This window comes from Neisseria sp. P0021.S007, assembly GCF_051956855.1.
On the sequence record NZ_JBQCXA010001660.1, the window covers coordinates 1 to 449 of the forward strand.

1 protein-coding gene is annotated in these 449 nt (G+C 55.5%); it reads left to right on the plus strand.

Translation table 11 applies throughout. The features are described from left to right. Positions 1 to 449 (plus strand): serine aminopeptidase domain-containing protein (locus ACTHUR_RS20785; RefSeq protein ID WP_440400697.1); only part of this gene is annotated, 449 nt, incomplete at both ends.

A 449-nucleotide genomic window follows, 5' to 3' on the forward strand; every position in this document is an offset into this window, starting at 1 on the left:
AGTATCGGTACCTCCGTTGCCGATGTGGACGACTTTATCCGCCACATCCAAAGCGAATACGGCATCAAGCCCGAAAACATCTGCGTGATCGCGCAAAGCGTCGGCGCAGTATTGGTGTCCACTTGGCTGCACGACTACGCGCCGAAAATCCGCTGCGCCGTATTGGCATCGCCCGCATTCAAAGTCAAACTCTACGTCCCTTTTGCCCGCACCGGTCTGAAAATCATGCAGAAATGGCGCGGCAATTTCTTTGTCAACAGCTACGTCAAAGCCCATTACCTGACTCATAACAAAGAGCGTCAAACCAGCTATGACAACGATCCGCGGATCGCCCGCGCCATTTCCGTGCGCATTCTGCTCGGTTTGTATGAGGCTGCCGAACGCGTCGTCGCCGATGCGCAGGCAATTACCACGCCCGTGCAGCTTTTGATTTCCGGCAGCGACTGGGT